Here is a 14,575-nt window from a genome sequence, read left to right as displayed (position 1 = left end):
GATGGACGTCAATATTCGATCGGCTCTTCCCGAAGATGCGGCAGCGATGGCCAATCTGCATGTCACCGTATGGCGAGAAACCTATCGGACGTTGGCATCCCCCGAGGCTTTTCGCAGGCTCGATGAGGCCCATCGGCAAGCCAGATGGGCGGCGACATTGGCCGAGCCCGGCCGTGATCAATTGGTGCTGCTTGCAGAGCAAGGCGATCGGCTGGTTGGCATCGGCGCGGTTGGTGCACCGTCGTATGTCTTCTTCGAAGGGCGCGGGGAAATACGATCTCTCTACATCGATCCCTCCCTGAAACGTCAGGGCCTCGGCCGTCGTTTGATGCGGGAACTGGCGCGGCATCTTGCCGATCTCCACTATCCCGGCGCCGCCCTGGGCGTCGTTGCCGGCAACGAACCGGCAATCGCGTTTTACTGGTCGCTGGGCGGACGGATGGCAGGACGCTATATCGATCCCGGCCCGATTTGGCGCTCGGACAACATCATCTTCGTTTGGGACGATTTGTCGTTGTTGATCTAGCTTCGAGCCGGCCCGTTCATCCCTGCGCGGCTTTCCTTAGGGGTGTCATCGTCATGGCCATTACGCCGATGATGACGCAGACCAGCCCGATGCCGGCGGTCGGGGTCAAGGGCTCGCCGACGCGCAGGTAGGCTTGCGCCGTCGTGCCGATCGAACCAAGGGTCTGGATCAGCCGGAAATAGATCGAGAAGGCAAGGGCAGTCGACAGGATCGCAAGCGCGAAGAGAGCGGCGATCGACGCCGTCGAAGGCGCAAGCGTCCATGGCTGATCCACAACGAGGCTGATCGGAATAAGGATGACGGCGCCGCAAAGAAGCGAGCCGACTGCAGGCATCATCGGATCGAGGCCCTTGAAATTGCGGCCGAACAGAGCGGCACCGCCATAGCAAATCGATGCCGCGATCACGGCAAGTTGTGCCGGCAATTGCTGGCCGAAACCGTTCAACGCGTCGACGCCGATGATGAAGCAGATGCCCGTCAATCCGACCGCGATACCAAAGAGCTTGCGTGCGGTGACGCGCTCATTGCGCAGCAGGGTCGCCGCCAGCAGGAAGGTGAAGATCGGTGTGGTGGAATTCAGTATGGTCGCCAGACCGGCATCCACCGTTCGCTCGGCCCAGGCGATCAGGGTGAAGGGAATGACGCTGTTCAAACAGGCCTGAATGAGGAAGCGCCGCCATGTGGCGGGATCGTGCGGAAGCTCTAACCCGCGCCAGAGCACGATTGCAAACAGTACGCAGCCGGCGATGAGCGTGCGCGCGGCGATCAGGGTGATCGGCGGAATCGTCGCTACGCCGATCCTGATGAAAGTATAGGAGGCGCCCCACAAGGTCGCGAGCAGGAGCAGGAGCAAAAGCTCCGTCGTCGTGTTGGTTTTGGTTGGCGACATGACGGTCGAACTTTCGAGATCTGTGATGGCATATGCATCATGCCTAGCGTTCAATGGGTGCGTGATGCTTCGGGCCTCGTCGAAGTATGCCGCGCAAGCCCTCAAAGCCCTCAATCCCGCAACCGCAGCTCGTCCGTCTGCATCTGCATAGAGCCCAGTGTTTCCAGGAAGCTCATGCCGAGCAGACTCTGGTCGAGCTTGCCCTCTTCGGCGACGGTCGCTTGGACATCGCGGCGCTGGATCGGGCCGATGGCGACGGAGCCGAGTTGGACGGGAGCAGCTCTGGCCCGGCCGTTGGCCGTGATGACCGTCATTGAATAGGTAAGGTTTTCGGGGATGATGCCGACGCGCTCGGCGTCCTTCTGTGACAATGCGATGGCGCTGGCGCCGGTATCGACGAGCATGTCGATCGGCTGGCCGTTGATCATCACTTGCGCCTCGAAATGACCGTTCATCAGCTTGTGGAGAATGACTTCCTGACCGCCTTCGCTGGTCGTGACGACGACTGCGTGTCCGGGCACAAGGCCGGCCATCAGCCGGTCACCGACCTGCTGCGCATCGCGGCGGTAAATATAGGCGGTCGCCAGCGCCATGATGATGACCAGCCAGATCAGCAGATTGCGTAGCGACTGGCTGGCCGTATGGCGGCTCGCCCAAATGCCTGCGCCCATGACTAGGGCAAGCGGCACTAGGTAGACGACGCCGGCAAAGTCGTCATTGTTCATGCCGAAGGTCGTGCCGCTGCTATTGTTGAAGACGAGAAGCGCGAGACCGATGCCAATGATGGCGAGGGCAACGTTCAGCCGGTTCATACGGGGTTGCGCTCCCGCGCCAACCGCTGGCGACGGGTTTCCCGACGCGGCTTGCGTTCGACGGTTGCGAGGCGTTCCGGCAGGACCTGCATGATCTCTCGTCGCTGATCGTCGCTGTAGTTCATCCATGCGCCGATTTCTTCGCGCGTGCGTCCGCAGCCGAAGCAAAAGCCGGTGTTCATATCGATGGAGCAGACAAGAATGCAGGGTGTTAGCATAGTGGCATATATCGATGCTTCAAACGCACATGGCAAGGGTACAGAAGGCGGCGATCTCGCAAATCTGCTGCGTCGCACCGATGGTGTCGCCGGTGTGGCCGGAAAGCCTTTCACGCACGCGGCGGGTGAGTAGAAATGTCGCGGCTGCGGCGACCAAAAGGTACAGGATGAAGGCGGGAAGCCTGAGGCCCGGCCAGAGCAGAAAAGCCGAAAGTACCAGCGCGGTGATGAGTGCCACCTGCATTGCGCCGTAGTCCGGTTTGCCGGCCGAGGCGGCAATTCCATCCGGCTTGGCGGCAGGCAGAATATACCAATGCCAGACCATGGCGCCCCGGCTGAGCGCGGCGGTGGCCGGCAGAACAGGGGCTGCGGCAAAGGGTGTAAGGCCGCGAGCGATGGCGGCAAGGGCTGCTGCGCGCAGTCCGAAAGAGAGAATCAGCGCTACCGCGCCATAAGTGCCGATCCGGCTATCCTTCATGATGGCGAGCGCCTTGTCGCGATCCTTGCCGCCGCCAAGACCATCCGCCATGTCGCTCAGGCCATCCTCATGCAGAGCGCCTGTCGTCATCGTCTGAACTGTAAGCGCCAGCAGCGCCGCCATCAGCGGATCGGCGTGGAAAGCAAGCAGGGTGCCGAAGACTATTGCTGCGGGCAGGGCAATCAGCAGGCCGGCGAGGGGAAAGGTCCGCGAGACGCGGGTAAGCTTGCCGTCATAGTTCTCAAAGAAAGACGGCGGCACGGGAATACGGCTCAAAAAAGCGACGGCGCGCGCGGTATCGCCTGTGTATTCCCGAATATTCATCCTCTCCCCGCTATTCCTGCGACAGCATCGGACGTTTTTGGAGTTGTTCGCGCCGGTGCCGAAGACTAATAGAGTCGCACGCAAAGAACCTGATTTGAGACCAAAAGACAAGGAACGGCATTCATGAGCGTTACCGGCCTGCCATTCGACGATTTCCGCACGCTGCTGCGCGACCTTCCGGGTCCGGATTCCCGGGCGCTTGTCGCTGCGCGCGAGCGTGACGCACAGCTCACCAAGCCGCCGGGTGCTCTTGGCCGTCTGGAAGAGATTGCTTTTTGGCTCGCTGCCTGGACCGGCCGTGCGCCGGCCGTCAACCGGCCGCTCGTGGCGATCTTTGCCGGCAATCATGGCGTCACCAAGCAGGGCATCACGCCGTTTCCGCCAGCCGTAACACGGCAGATGGTGGAGAATTTCGCCGCTGGCGGCGCAGCCATCAACCAGATCTGTGTGGCCTATGATCTCGGCCTGAAGGTCTTCGATCTGGCACTGGATTTCCCGACCGCCGACATTACCGAAGAGCCGGCTCTCAGCGAACGCGATTGCGCCGCGACCATGGCCTTCGGCATGGAGGCGATTGCCGGCGGCACGGATCTGCTCTGCGTCGGCGAAATGGGCATCGGCAACACGACGATCGCGGCTGCCATCCACTATGCGCTCTACGGCGGCTCGGCGGCGGAATGGGTTGGACCCGGAACGGGTTCGGAAGGCGAGATGCTGAAGCGCAAGGTCGACGCCGTCGAACGGGCTGTGGCGCTGCACCGCGACCATCTTTCCGATCCGTTGGAAGTGCTGCGCCGCCTCGGCGGCCGCGAGATCGCTGCCATGGCTGGCGCCATCCTCGCCGCCCGCATGGAGCGTATCCCCGTCATTATCGATGGCTATGTCGCAACTGCTGCTGCTTCGATCCTCAAGGCCGCCAATCCGTCGGCTCTCGACCATTGCTTGATCGGCCACGTTTCGGCCGAACCGGGGCACATCAAAGCCATCGACAAGCTCGGCAAGACGCCGCTGCTGGCGCTTGGCATGCKGCTTGGCGAAGGCACGGGTGCAGCGCTTGCCGCCGGCATCGTCAAGGCTGCCGCTGCCTGCCATTCCGGCATGGCGACCTTCGAAAGCGCCGGCGTCGCCAACAAGCACTGACGAACGAAAACGGCGGAACGCGTAATTAAGCGTTCCGCCTCCAAAATTCCGACCGACTTTCGATCTATGTCATAAAACTGTAATGATTTTTCTGGCCGAGTCGGTTGCCGGCTTGCCTTGGGAATGGCGAGACGGTATTCGCAAGGCTGCTAAATTGCGGTTTGGACATTGCAGCGGGGCAGGGATGGCCGAGTTTTCGAAATCAGCGGTAACCAAGGAAACGGGTATCCGGCATTTCTTTGCCGCTGCCGGTTATTCCTGGGGTGGCTTTCAGCGCCTGCTGCAGGAATCGGCCTTCCGGCAGGAACTGCTGTTCGCAGCCGTTGGATTGATCCTGCTCGTCGCGGTTGGCGCAACGCTTGCGGAACTCATGATTGCCGTCGTGCTGTTTCTCGGCGTTTTTGCCGTAGAGGCGATGAATACGGCAGTGGAAGAAGTCATCGACCGGATTTCACCGGAGATTTCCAACGTCGGCAAGCATGCCAAAGATCTCGGCTCCTTTGCCGTCCTCTGCATGCTGGTMGCTTCCGGCCTCTATCTTCTCTATACGATCGCCAGCCATCTGTTTTTCCGCTAGCAAATTTATGGGCTGAGCGTCACGCGAAGCTCTTCTTGCGGCGTTCGACCAAGGGCGCGTCCTCGACGGCTGGCAGGCTTTGCAGCACTCGTTTGGCTGGCAGAATGGCGATGACCTCCGTGCCTTCGCGCAGCTTGGACTTCAGCATGAACTGGCCGTCATGTTTGGCGAGGATCGCCTGAACGATCGGCAAGCCGAGGCCGGTGCCTTGTTCGGCGCTTTTGATGGCGATCGAGCCCTGGCCGAAAGCGGAAAGAACCACCGGTATCTCTTCTTCGGGAATGCCCGGACCGTTGTCCCTGATCGCCACATATTGACCGCCGCCGGCAGTCCAACCGACTTTGACGCTGATCTCTCCGCCTTGCGGGGTGAATTTTACCGCATTCGAGAGAAGATTGAGGATCACCTGGCGCATGGATTTCTCATCCGCCCAGACCGAGGGAAGTTGCGGCTCGAACTGCGACGCGATGGAGATGTTCTTGCCACGCGCGCGCAACTGCACCATGCCGATGCAATCCTCCGCCACATCCAGCAGCGAAATTGCTTCCTCGTTCAGCTCATATTTGCCGGCCTCGATGCGGGAGAGGTCGAGGATCTCATTGATCAGGTTGAGAAGGTGCTGCCCGGAGCGATGGATGTCAGTGGTGTATTCGCGATAGGTGGCGTTGTTCAGCGGTCCCATCACCTCCGCCGACATGACTTCGGAGAAGCCGAGGATGGCGTTGAGCGGTGTTCTGAGTTCATGCGACATCGAGGCCAGGAAGCGCGATTTAGCGAGGTTTGCCTCTTCTGCGCGCCGACGTGCTTCATCCGACATGGATTTCGCGACTTCCAGCTCGGCAATCAGATCGTCCTTTTCCGACTGGAAGGAGAGGATCTTGAGGTTCGACTGAAACATGCGGTTGGTAATGAAGGTGAAGAAGATGACGGCGACGGCGACGGCGGCGGTGAGGGCAACATCGATCGGATTGCGCGTCAGCACCGCTCTGACGGCAAGCACCACGATGGCCGGCCCGAAGGAGAAGGGCACGGCGCGCGGCAGCATGAAATTCGCCATCGCCGTGACGCAGATCCCCACCAGCAGCGTCGCGCCTTTATAGAGCGCAAAACCGTCGCCGCCGCAGGTCGGGCAGGTCTGCATGGCGAAGTATGCCCAGCAAAAGCCGATGAGGAGTTGGCCGAGCAATAGCAATTGGCGCCATTTTCTGGCACTCTCGGCGGTCATTTCGCGTTTTTTTGCGCGCCGGCCGAGCAGCATGTTGACGGCATGTGCCGAGAGGGTCGGGATGGCCCAGATAAAGATATGCGCGTCGCCTGCGAGATAGACGCCGATCGCGGCGACGAGGACGACGAAGATCGGCATGACCGAGGCACCCTGCAGGAGGGTGTCGACATGCATCATCATGACTTCTCGGTCGAAGCTGCTGCTGTGGCCGGATTGCAGGCGCTCGCGCGTCTGCCGCACCGCTTTCGATACAGCCCGGTTACGGTGACTGCGCGATCGGTCGACGATGATTTTATCTGTCGATGTGCTGACGCCGGTGCTCATAGCTACGTTGAAGTTTGGCCTGCCAAGGGTTACAGACTAGCGGCCAAACCTTAAGAAGATGCTGCTCAGAAATGATTTGTTTGCCATCTTTGCCAAGGGTTTGTTCTTTAAGGAGGCAAAAGCGTGACGCGGTCTGGCCGGCTTTTTCGTGACGGCGTGACCACATTCGCGTTGCTGGCACTGCTCGGTTTGCTGGCGTTGAAGATGAACAATCGCCCGGAACTCATTCAAACTGGAAGTTTTTATGTCGTTGATGGCGATACGCTCGCCCGCGATGGTGATCGTTTTCGTCTGCTCGGTATCGATGCGCCGGAATATCGGCAGCAATGTCAGCGCGCCGACGTGAATTGGGCCTGCGGTGAAGAGGCTCGCAAGGCGCTTGATAAATTAATGAAGACGGGCGCGGCAGAATGTCGGGGAAGCGAACATGATCGGTACGGCCGGCCGCTGGTGACCTGTAAAGCCGGCGACGTCGACATCAATGGCGCGATGGTGCGCAGCGGCATGGCGGTTTCGTACGGCGGTTATGCTGCCGAGGAAGCTGAGGCGCGGCAGGCGAAGGCGGGGCTGTGGGCCGGCGATTTCGAGCGGCCGCGCGACTATCGGCGCGAGGAGCGGATGGCGGGCGGCGGTGATCCGCTGGCCGGGTTGGGCGACTATTTTCGACGATTTATTGGATGGGATCGCTGATGGCGCGGCAGGAAGAGTTGCAGGCGCTGGACAAGGCCATCGCCGCTTGCCGCGTCTGCCGGGACACGCCACTGCGCGGGGAGGCCGACCGATTGCCGCATGAGCCGAGGCCGGTTGCCGTATTGTCGGCGACCGCGCGTATTCTGATTGCCGGGCAGGCACCGGGGCTGCGGGTGCATGAGAGCGGCTTGCCATTTAATGACGCTTCCGGCGACCGGCTGCGGCAATGGTTGGGCGTCGATCGCGATAGTTTCTACAATCCTGATCATTTCGCCATTGTGCCGATGGGGTTCTGCTTTCCCGGCTACGACGATGCAGGCAGCGATTTGCCGCCGCGCAAGGAATGCGCGCCGCTCTGGCGTCAAAAGACTATCGACGCGATGCCGCAAATCGAGCTCGTCCTTACGATCGGCCAATATGCCCAGGCATGGCATCTCGGCCCGGCGCGAATGGCGTCGATGACGGAAACCGTTTCGGAGTGGCGGCGTTATCTCCTCACCAACCAATCGCCGGCCGTTTTGCCATTGCCGCATCCGAGTTGGCGCAACAGCGGCTGGCTAAAACGCAATCCTTGGTTCGAAGCGGAGCTGCTGCCCGTTTTGCGAGAACGTGTGAAAATCCTTGTTTTGTGAAACAAGTTTCTTTTCCTCTGGCAAAAATGCGCTATAGAGAGAATATAATTCGAAAGGGCACTCGAAATGGACCGTCTTGACCGCAAAATCCTGCGCCTGCTGCAGGAGGATTCCACTCTGGCCGTGGCCGATCTCGCCAAAAAGGTCGGACTGTCGACGACACCATGCTGGCGCCGTATCCAGAAGATGGAAGAGGATGGCGTCATCCGCCGTCGCGTCGCTCTGCTGGACCCCGAAAAGGTCAACACCAAGGTCACCGTTTTCGTCTCGATCCGCACCAACAGTCACTCGATCGAGTGGCTGAAGCGCTTTTCCGAAGTGATCGCCGACTTCCCGGAAGTGGTGGAATTCTATCGCATGAGCGGCGATGTCGATTATCTGCTGCGCGTCGTCGTGCCGGATATTGCCGCCTATGACGCGTTCTACAAGCGCATGATCGCCAAGATCGAAATTCGCGACGTATCCTCGGCATTCGCCATGGAACAGATCAAGTATTCGACGGAACTGCCGCTGGATTACATGCTCCTGGAGAACGCGAAGTCGAGCGACGATTAAGTTCGGCTGGTAGCATAGCGCGGAAGCGATATTTCCCGGTTGGTATCATCGCTTCCGACGCCAAGTCGTTTCACTTCTTATCCAAGCGTGCCAGCAGCGACGACGTGTCCCAGCGGTTGCCGCCCATGGCCTGGACGTCGCCGTAGAACTGATCGACCAGGGCGGTCAGCGGCAGTTTGGCCTTGTTGCGGCGCGCTTCCGCCAGCACAATGTCGAGGTCCTTGCGCATCCAGTCGACGGCAAAGCCGAAGTCGTATTTGCCGACATTCATCGTCTTGTGACGGTTTTCCATCTGCCAGGAACCGGCCGCGCCCTTGGAGATGACCTCCACCACCTTTTCGATATCCAGGCCCGCCTGCTTGCCGAAATGGATGCCTTCGGCGAGGCCCTGAACGATGCCGGCGATGCAGATCTGGTTGATCATCTTGGTGAGCTGGCCTGCGCCGACGGCACCCATGAGGCCGACCATGCGGGCATAGGCGTCAATCACGGGCTTTGCTCTTTCGAAGACCGCCTCATCGCCACCGCACATGACGGTCAGCACGCCGTTTTCCGCGCCGGCCTGACCGCCGGAGACGGGGGCGTCGATGAAGTCCACGCCTTTTTCCTTGGCTGCGGCATAGAGTTCGCGGGCGACTTCGGCGCTTGCCGTCGTATTGTCGATCAGGACGGCGCCCGCCTTCATACCGGAGAGAACGCCATCCTTGCCGATCGTTACCGAACGCAGGTCCTCGTCATTGCCGACGCAGGTGAATACGAAATCCGCGCCTTCGGCCGCAGCAGCAGGTGTCGAGGCAAACTTGCCGTCGAATTGTTTGGCCCAGGCCTCCGCCTTGGCGACGGTACGGTTATAGACGGTGACGTCATGACCGCCCTTGACCTTCAGATGCCCCGCCATGGGATAGCCCATGACGCCCATGCCGATAAAAGCGACCTTTGCCATTCGCGAAGACTCCTTCCAAAAATTTTGCCTGAAGGCTTAGCGGAAAGGCGAAGGGGGCGAAAGGCCGATTTGTCACCGACATGGCTCGCGGCCGAAACGTGATGGAGTGGGCAGCGCCGGGAAAAATATTCCGCCAAGCCGACCATAAATGAAAATCCATATTGTCGATATAATCGGTAGTCTATGCCAATATTCCGATACAGGCCTCCGCAGGTGGGCTCCCGATCAAACGCGTCCAGGAGACACGACATATCATGACCGCAACCGCCAAACCCATCGACTTCCTGTGGTTCATTCCGACCTCGGGCGACGGCACCTATCTCGGCTCGAACGATCTCAATCGTGGGCCGGAAATTGGCTATTTGACGCAGATCGCCCAGGCGGTCGATCGGCTCGGCTTTTCCGGCGTGTTGCTGCCGACCGGCGTCTCCTGCGAGGAGTCCTTCGTCACCGCGGCGGCCCTGTCTGCGCACACACAGAAGCTGAAGTTCCTGGTCGCCATCCGTCCGGGCACGGCGTCGCCGGCCTATTATGCTCGTCTCGCCTCGACGCTCGATCGCGTTTCCAACGGTCGCGTGCTGCTCAACATCGTGGTTGGCGGCAGCCCCGCCGAATTGGCCGGTGACGGTATCCATCTCGAGCATGATGAGCGCTATGCCCATGCCGACGAGTTCTTTACCGTGTGGGAAGAGCTGCTGGAGAAGGGTAGCTCGACGTTCGATGGCAAGTATATCAAGGCGACCAACGCAAGGCTGGGATTGCCGCCGGTACAGGCGCCGCGTCCGCCACTTTATTTCGGCGGCTCCTCGGATGCCGGCATCGAATTTTCGGTCGGCCGCGTCGACAAATATCTGACTTGGGGCGAGCCGCCGGCGCAAGTGGCCGAGAAAGTGAAGAAGGTACGCGCCGCCGCCGCCCGTAAGGGTCGTGAAGTCAGCTTCGGTATCCGCCTGCACTTCATTGTCCGCGAGACGGACGAGGAGGCGTGGGCGGCCGCCGACCGACTGATCTCCAAGCTCGACGATGAGACGATCCGGGAAGCGCAGGAGCAATTCGTCAATCAATCCGACTCCGTTGGTCAGAGGCGCATGGCGGCTCTTCATAGCGGCCGCCGCKACAAGCTGGAGGTTTCGCCAAACCTTTGGGCGGGCGTCGGCCTCGTGCGCGCCGGTGCCGGCACGGCCCTGGTCGGGTCGCCGAAGACCGTGGCGGCAAGGCTGCGCGAGTATCAGGATATCGGCATCGAAACCGTGATCGGCTCCGGCTATCCGCATCTGGAAGAGGCCTATCGCGTCGCTGAACTGCTGTTTCCGGAGCTTGGGTTATCCCGCGAGGAACAGCGAGCCGGCTTCCGCAATGAATTCGGGGCGAAGCATATTTTTGCCGGCGGCAGCCATGGCGGCAATCTGAAGGTCGTTTCCGGCTCGTAACGCGACCAAGCAATCGGCACGGTGATCCGGCGCTGGCCGAGGTGAAGGCCAGTTGCCGGCGACGATCCTGGGGGATGCGCGAGCAGGCTAGTTCGGCCTGCTTTCATCACCCTCGACATAGAGTCGAAGGTTGTCAAAGCCGATTTCCGTACCCATCAGCCGCGAGCCATTGTCGCCGTAGCCATCGAGAAAAACCACCTGCTCGGTGAACAGCATTATCGTGCTGCCGGGCGCCGGAGCGAAGGTAACAGTGGCCAGCGACACCGAGATGCGCTTGTCGTCGAGCATCATGTCAAAGACGTAGATAATGCGTTCGTTCGGTACGATATCGATGTAGCGGCCCTGATAGGCGTGTATCACGCCGTCCGTCGAAGCCACGCGGTTGCTTTCATTGCCGCCGGGACGGAAGTCGAGCTGGAATTCCAGTGGTGTCCAATCCCCATGGCAAGCGAACCACTGGCGCTTGTTCTCAGCCACCGCCCATGCGCCGAAGACGCGTGACAGCGGCGCCTTGAAGTGGCGCTCTATGGTCAGTGTCGTATGTTCCGTCGTTCTCCCGGTCATTTCACCGCTGTCTCCTCGGAATTGTCGGCTAGGAATTGGTCGAGCCGGTCGAAGGTCCTGTTCCATCCCGCTTTGCGCTCGGCGATCCAGCGCTCGACCGAATCCAACGCCTCCTTCCGGAGTTGGTAGGTCCGCACCCGGCCGATCTTTTCCGAATGCACCAGACCGCTCGTCTCCAATACGTGCAGATGTTTCATCACGGTCGGCAGTGCCATGGCGAACGGCTGGGCTAATTCCATTACCGAGGCGGGACCGCGGCCGAGACGGTCGATCATGCCGCGCCGGCTTTGATCCGATAGGGCCTGGAACATGCGATCGAGCGCAAGAGGATCGTCAAGCATGCGGCTGTTCCGGACGGAAACGGGCGGGCAGCTTTTGGCTATAGGGATAGAAATGGAAGTAGGGTATCGCCTCTTCGAGCACGCGCGCGAAAGACGGACGATCGAGTAGGCGTTGGTAATATTGCTGCAGCCGGACCTGCTGGTCGTCGAAGGGGACGAGTGTTTCGGCGTAGAACAATGCCGGGGCCGCGGCGCAATCCGCCATTGTCAACGCGTCACCCGCGATCCAACGTTTTTCGCCCAGTTGCTGCTCGATCATACCGTAGGCGGTGCGCAACAACGCCTGCGCCTGCGCGACGGCTCTGGGATCCCGCTCCTCTTCCGGACGACGAATATCGGCGACGATCGCCTGCATTGGTTCCTGCACATAGAGATCGAAGAAACGATCCCAGAGGCGGACGCAGAGCGCATCCGTCGGATCGAGCGGCAATAGTGGCGTCGGGCCGGGATAGTGTCGGTCGAGATATTCGATGATGATACTGGTTTCAGGAATGGTGCTGTCGAGCGCCTCGTCGCGCAGCACAGGGAATTTGCCGATCGGCCAGAGGCGCAGCAGCGATGCGCGCGACTCCTCGTTGGCGAGATCGATGATCTGGCTCTCGAAGGGCGTACCGTTCTCATAAAGCGCGATCAAGACCTTATGGCAGAAGGAGGCGAGGGGATGCTGATAGAGGATGAGAGACATGCAACGACCTTTCCTGCATCGGGGCTTATGCTGAAACTTACCTAAATGGCTAAGTAACAGATCGCGCGATCGAGTGCAATGAATAGTTATCCAATTGGATAACTATTCGGGCCGGTTTCAATAAGTCAGATCACGCCGCAACGAGACGCGCAATCACCAGATGGCCCGGCGTCGGGTGGCCGTCTTCCATGCGGACATTGATGTCGGTGATTTCGATCAGTTCGAAGCCGGTCGCGGTTAGCCGTTCGCGCACGTAGCTTTCCGCATGGGCAAAGCGCTGATGCGGACCGACCATGTAAGGGCGGCCTGCCATTGCGCTCTCGGGCAGGGTTTCCGATGAAAAGATGAAGAGGCCGCCCTGTGTCATGTTTTCGGCGGCGCCGAAGAACAGAGGCTCCAACGCGCCGAGATAGGGCAGCACATCGGTGGCGGTGATCAGATCGAACGCCTCCTCGTCATTGTCGTCGAGGAAATCCTCGACTTCGGCGACGATTAGCGTCTCATAGAGATCCTTCTCATGGGCGACTTCGACCATGTTTTCGGAAATATCGATGCCGGTGATGTCCTCGACGATGTCGCGTAGCGTGCCGCCGGTCAGGCCGGTGCCGCAGCCGAGATCGAGCATGCGCTTGAAGGGGCCGAGGCCGAGTGCCTGCAGCCGCTGCCGCACGAGAACGGGAACATGGTAGCCAAGCTGCTCGACAAGCACGTCCTCAAAGACTTCAGCATGCTGATCGAAGAGGGTTTCGACATAAGCATCCGGCGCTTTCACCGGCGTTTCGCCGCGGCCCATCGAGGCGATGCGCACGGCTGCGCCGCCGTGGTCCTCGGGATCGATCGCCAGCACATCCTCATAGGCCTTGACCGCAGCGTCGATATCGCCGGCTTTTTCGAGCGCAAGGGCGCGGTTGTAGGCTTCCGCCAGCGCATCTTCGTCGATCTTTTTCTTTGCCATGAGTGTTCGGTCCTTCATTCGTTAGGGAGGCATTAAGGTGCTTGAAAGGCTTTTGCAATGGCCGCGTTGAAGGAGCAAAATATTCGTTCGCAGCAGGGTCGGGCCATAAGGCCGTTGCGCGAAAGAAGAAAAAAGGAGGAAAAAACCATGGCCACCGAGCTCACCACGCCCCATCTCATGGACAGTGCCACGGATCGGAAATCGCCGCCCATGCCGACGACGACGGGAGAGATCACCAACACGTTGACCCATTATTACCGTGGCGAGCTTGGGCGGATGACGAGTTGGCGCGACCGCATCGACCGGACCTCGAATTGGGCAATTACCGTCGTCGCGGCTTTGCTTTCCGTATCGCTCTCATCGCCGACGTCGCATCATGGCGTGCTGTTGTTCGGCATGATGCTGATCACATTGCTGCTGATGATCGAGGCGCGGCGCTATCGCTTCTTCGATGTCTACCGGGCGCGGATACGGCAACTGGAGCGGAGCTATTTTGCGCAGATCCTGGCGCCCGAAGCCGAGCTCAATCCCGATTGGGCACTGTCGATTGCCAAAAGCCTGCGTGCACCACGGTTTCTGCTCAGCTATTTCGAAGCAATGCAGCGGCGCCTGCGGCGGAATTATTGCTGGATGTATGCGATTCTGCTGTTGGCGTGGGTATTGAAGATTTCGACGCCCAAGCTACAGGCGGAAGGTGTGCCGCAAGATTTTGTGCATTCGTGGAGCTATATTGCCGACAACGCCGCGCTTGGACCGATCCCCGGTTGGCCGGTGATCGCAATCGTCGCTGTGTTCTACGCCGTCATTCTCTATGGCACATTACGCCGCGGGCCGGATGACGGCGATTTCACCCATGGCGAAGCACATGTCTGATCGTTGGCAAAGCCCAGACTAATGCAGGATGAACTCTCCCTTCACCGCCCGCCACTCGGTCGCCGAGATCAGCCGGCGGTGAACGTAGCGCACCGAATGTAACGGCCCGTCGAGCTTCTCCTGCCAGAATTTCAGGAAGCCGCGCATTTCCGGGAAATTCGGAGCGAGATCATAGTCCTGCCAGATGTAGGTCTGTAGAAATTGCGGATGATCGGGCAGGCGATAGAGGATCTGCGCCGTGGTCAGCCCATAGCCTTGCAACTGCTTTTGCATGTCGTTGTGCATGAGGTCTCTCTTTCTGTTCCCACTGTTCTTCGTGACTCGGAGGTCACAGGAAAATGGAAACACCTCATGGTAAACCCAAGCTTTACAAAAGTGTTGCAAAAAAGAAATT

General features: G+C 59.9%; 19 protein-coding genes. 8 read left to right on the top strand and 11 right to left on the bottom strand.

Annotated elements, in window-relative coordinates; genetic code table 11:
• The first annotated feature begins 1 nt into the window (after position 1).
• Positions 2-526: a GNAT family N-acetyltransferase gene (locus QD357_RS03060; RefSeq protein ID WP_107108295.1), complete on the top strand. Its 525-nt coding sequence runs from the start codon at positions 2-4 to the stop codon at positions 524-526.
• Positions 527-542: 16 nt separating this feature from the next.
• Here the strand turns inward: QD357_RS03060 and QD357_RS03055 are convergent, their stop codons facing one another.
• The 4 genes from QD357_RS03055 to QD357_RS03040 form a co-directional block, all read right to left on the bottom strand.
• Complete coding sequence (locus tag QD357_RS03055) at positions 543-1,415, bottom strand: DMT family transporter (protein WP_414124029.1); 873 nt, start codon at positions 1,413-1,415, stop codon at positions 543-545.
• Between the two features lie 110 nt (positions 1,416-1,525).
• The gene (locus QD357_RS03050; protein ID WP_107108294.1) at positions 1,526-2,227 is read right to left on the bottom strand and encodes a TIGR02281 family clan AA aspartic protease; all 702 of its coding nucleotides are present in this window, start codon (positions 2,225-2,227) and stop codon (positions 1,526-1,528) included.
• The gene (locus QD357_RS03045) at positions 2,224-2,445 is read right to left on the bottom strand and encodes a DUF1289 domain-containing protein (RefSeq protein ID WP_107108293.1); all 222 of its coding nucleotides are present in this window, start codon (positions 2,443-2,445) and stop codon (positions 2,224-2,226) included. The genes QD357_RS03050 and QD357_RS03045 overlap by 4 nt, the downstream gene beginning before the upstream one ends.
• 19 nt (positions 2,446-2,464) lie before the next feature.
• Positions 2,465-3,247: an adenosylcobinamide-GDP ribazoletransferase gene (locus QD357_RS03040; RefSeq protein WP_107108292.1), complete on the bottom strand. Its 783-nt coding sequence runs from the start codon at positions 3,245-3,247 to the stop codon at positions 2,465-2,467.
• Between the two features lie 123 nt (positions 3,248-3,370).
• On the opposite strand from QD357_RS03040, the gene cobT reads away from it, so the two are divergent.
• Together cobT and QD357_RS03030 are read left to right on the top strand one after the other, a co-directional pair.
• The gene (gene cobT, locus QD357_RS03035) at positions 3,371-4,387 is read left to right on the top strand and encodes a nicotinate-nucleotide--dimethylbenzimidazole phosphoribosyltransferase (protein ID WP_414124028.1); all 1,017 of its coding nucleotides are present in this window, start codon (positions 3,371-3,373) and stop codon (positions 4,385-4,387) included.
• Between the two features lie 184 nt (positions 4,388-4,571).
• Positions 4,572-4,964 (top strand): diacylglycerol kinase, encoded by a 393-nt coding sequence (locus QD357_RS03030; protein WP_107108290.1) that lies wholly within the window; start codon positions 4,572-4,574, stop codon positions 4,962-4,964.
• A gap of 19 nt (positions 4,965-4,983) precedes the next feature.
• Here QD357_RS03030 and QD357_RS03025 read toward each other — a convergent pair whose 3' ends face one another.
• On the bottom strand, positions 4,984-6,513 hold the full coding sequence (locus QD357_RS03025; protein ID WP_107108289.1) for a sensor histidine kinase: 1,530 nt from the start codon (positions 6,511-6,513) through the stop codon (positions 4,984-4,986).
• 123 nt (positions 6,514-6,636) lie between these two features.
• Between QD357_RS03025 and QD357_RS03020 the strand changes: the two genes are divergently transcribed.
• The 3 genes from QD357_RS03020 to QD357_RS03010 all read left to right on the top strand — a co-directional run bounded on the left by QD357_RS03020 (position 6,637) and on the right by QD357_RS03010 (position 8,390).
• The gene (locus QD357_RS03020) at positions 6,637-7,203 is read left to right on the top strand and encodes a thermonuclease family protein (protein WP_107108288.1); all 567 of its coding nucleotides are present in this window, start codon (positions 6,637-6,639) and stop codon (positions 7,201-7,203) included.
• On the top strand, positions 7,203-7,835 hold the full coding sequence (locus QD357_RS03015) for a uracil-DNA glycosylase family protein (protein ID WP_107108287.1): 633 nt from the start codon (positions 7,203-7,205) through the stop codon (positions 7,833-7,835). The genes QD357_RS03020 and QD357_RS03015 overlap by 1 nt, the downstream gene beginning before the upstream one ends.
• 66 nt (positions 7,836-7,901) lie before the next feature.
• On the top strand, positions 7,902-8,390 hold the full coding sequence (locus tag QD357_RS03010) for an Lrp/AsnC family transcriptional regulator (protein WP_107108286.1): 489 nt from the start codon (positions 7,902-7,904) through the stop codon (positions 8,388-8,390).
• Positions 8,391-8,460: 70 nt separating this feature from the next.
• Here QD357_RS03010 and QD357_RS03005 read toward each other — a convergent pair whose 3' ends face one another.
• Positions 8,461-9,333, bottom strand: a complete 873-nt coding sequence (locus QD357_RS03005) for an NAD(P)-dependent oxidoreductase (protein WP_107108285.1) — start codon at positions 9,331-9,333, stop codon at positions 8,461-8,463.
• Between the two features lie 254 nt (positions 9,334-9,587).
• Between QD357_RS03005 and ssuD the strand changes: the two genes are divergently transcribed.
• Entirely contained in the window at positions 9,588-10,763 is a 1,176-nt protein-coding gene (gene ssuD / locus QD357_RS03000; RefSeq protein ID WP_414124027.1) for an FMNH2-dependent alkanesulfonate monooxygenase, read from the top strand.
• 87 nt (positions 10,764-10,850) lie between these two features.
• Here ssuD and QD357_RS02995 read toward each other — a convergent pair whose 3' ends face one another.
• From QD357_RS02995 to QD357_RS02980, 4 genes are all read right to left on the bottom strand, one after another.
• The gene (locus tag QD357_RS02995) at positions 10,851-11,327 is read right to left on the bottom strand and encodes an SRPBCC family protein (protein ID WP_107108283.1); all 477 of its coding nucleotides are present in this window, start codon (positions 11,325-11,327) and stop codon (positions 10,851-10,853) included.
• Positions 11,324-11,668 carry an ArsR/SmtB family transcription factor gene (locus tag QD357_RS02990; protein ID WP_107108282.1) on the bottom strand — a complete coding sequence of 115 codons (345 nt, stop codon included), beginning with the start codon at positions 11,666-11,668 and terminating at the stop codon, positions 11,324-11,326. Before QD357_RS02990 ends, QD357_RS02995 begins: the two co-directional genes overlap by 4 nt.
• Positions 11,661-12,353 carry a glutathione S-transferase family protein gene (locus QD357_RS02985; RefSeq protein ID WP_107108281.1) on the bottom strand — a complete coding sequence of 231 codons (693 nt, stop codon included), beginning with the start codon at positions 12,351-12,353 and terminating at the stop codon, positions 11,661-11,663. Before QD357_RS02985 ends, QD357_RS02990 begins: the two co-directional genes overlap by 8 nt.
• A 130-nt stretch (positions 12,354-12,483) precedes the next feature.
• The gene (locus QD357_RS02980) at positions 12,484-13,308 is read right to left on the bottom strand and encodes a methyltransferase domain-containing protein (protein ID WP_107108280.1); all 825 of its coding nucleotides are present in this window, start codon (positions 13,306-13,308) and stop codon (positions 12,484-12,486) included.
• A gap of 177 nt (positions 13,309-13,485) precedes the next feature.
• Here QD357_RS02980 and QD357_RS02975 point away from each other — a divergent pair, with 177 nt between their 5' ends.
• The gene (locus QD357_RS02975; protein ID WP_414124090.1) at positions 13,486-14,181 is read left to right on the top strand and encodes a DUF2270 domain-containing protein; all 696 of its coding nucleotides are present in this window, start codon (positions 13,486-13,488) and stop codon (positions 14,179-14,181) included.
• Positions 14,182-14,199: 18 nt separating this feature from the next.
• Here the strand turns inward: QD357_RS02975 and QD357_RS02970 are convergent, their stop codons facing one another.
• Entirely contained in the window at positions 14,200-14,466 is a 267-nt protein-coding gene (locus QD357_RS02970; RefSeq protein WP_104823311.1) for an usg protein, read from the bottom strand.
• Between the last annotated feature and the right edge of the window lie 109 nt (positions 14,467-14,575).

It is taken from the genome of Rhizobium sp. BR 317 (genome assembly GCF_047445835.1).
Classification (GTDB): Bacteria; Pseudomonadota; Alphaproteobacteria; order Rhizobiales; family Rhizobiaceae; genus Rhizobium; species Rhizobium paranaense.
The sequence above is the reverse complement of the archived record's forward strand: the minus strand, read 5'-3'. Positions and strand labels throughout refer to the sequence as shown.